Source organism: Actinomadura sp. 7K507, assembly GCF_004348425.1.
GTDB lineage: Bacteria > Actinomycetota > Actinomycetes > Streptosporangiales > Streptosporangiaceae > Spirillospora.
Window position 1 is genome coordinate 1 of the sequence record NZ_SMKK01000530.1, and the last position, 1,208, is coordinate 1,208.

At 65.7% G+C, this 1,208-nt stretch carries 3 protein-coding genes; all 3 read left to right on the forward strand.

The features are described 5' to 3' along the window. On the forward strand, positions 1-386 hold a 386-nt coding region (locus tag E1285_RS45075; RefSeq protein WP_132161035.1), incomplete at its 5' end, for a conjugal transfer protein. Between the two features lie 62 nt (positions 387-448). Further along, entirely contained in the window at positions 449-733 is a 285-nt protein-coding gene (locus tag E1285_RS45080) for a hypothetical protein (RefSeq protein WP_132161036.1), read from the forward strand. 50 nt (positions 734-783) lie between these two features. Further along, a partial coding sequence (locus tag E1285_RS45085) for a conjugal transfer protein (protein ID WP_132161037.1) occupies positions 784-1,208 on the forward strand: 425 nt, incomplete at its 3' end.

The window sequence follows — 1,208 nt, forward strand, 5'->3', positions numbered from 1 at the left end:
CCGCCATACTTCCCCCGCCCACCAAGGCGCAGCTTCCCCAGGACGGCGCACCAGACCGCGACTCCGCGCTCGAAAGCGAACTCCAGCCCTTCCTCGGCACCTTCTTCCAGGAGTACGCGACCGGCAACCAGGAGGCCCTGTCGCGCTTCTCCGACGGGACGACCATCGTCGGACTGGCCAACTCCGTGAAATTCATGCAGGTCAAGGAGGTCGTCGCGCCGAAGGGACCCGCGGGTGAGCGCACCATCACCGCGACCGTCGCATGGCAGCCCGCCGCGGGCGGCGGCGGTGAGCTGGACCAGACCTACCGGCTCGCCATGGTGAAGAGGGGCGACAAGTGGCTCGTCCGAGACATTCGCGGGACCACGCGACCGAACCCATCATGAGAGGCCTTGATTTGTGCGATCCATCCCCCAATGAATTCGCCGTCCAAGGAAGGTAGACGCTGATGTTGCAGCAAATTATCGCGTCGATTCCCTATGAAGTCCTTGCGGCACCCGGTGACGAACTGAAGACCGACCAGCTCGCCGACTGGCTGCGGCAGATATTCGGTCCGCTGTTCCTGGTGATCGTCTCCATTGTGGCGATCTTCTTCCTGTTCACCCGCGAAATCACGCGTTTCGTGCAATTCATCCTGCTCGCGATCGGAATCGGGGTGGTCTTCTACGTACCCAACATCATCGAGACCACGGCCAAGGCGATAGCCACGGCCCTCGGCGTGGACGTCACCTGACCGGAGACCGGCAGGCGGACCCGTGCTCGCGCAGTTAGGGGAGTAGGGGCGTGGATCTACCCACGTACACGAACATCTGGCGGATCGAGAAGCGGCTGTACAAGCTGTACGACCTGCGGCTGCCCATGCCGCTGCCGCTCGTCCAGATCGGTGTCTTCCTCGGCGTGTTCGTGCCCTGGATCGTCCTGCTCAGGCTCGTCGGGATCCCCTTCGAATCCCCCTGGCACGTCCTGTACATCGTCCCGCCGGGCGTGCTGACCTGGCTGGCGACCCGTCCCGTCATCGAGGGCAAGCGGCTCACCGAACTGCTGCTCTCCCAGGGCCGCTACCTCTCCGAGCCCCGCACCTGGTGCCGCCTGACCCCGATCAGGGAACCCCGCGAGGTCGTCATCGTCGCCCGCGTCTGGCGCCGCGCCGAGGCCCCCGCCCCCGTCGCCGCCGCGGAACGCGCCGCGATCAAGTCCCGCCGCAAGCG

Bases quoted from the DNA above. Each gene is read 5' to 3' on its own strand.
- E1285_RS45080 (WP_132161036.1), top strand. From the start codon at position 449: ATGTTGCAGCAAATTATCGCGTCGATTCCCTATGAAGTCCTTGCGGCA.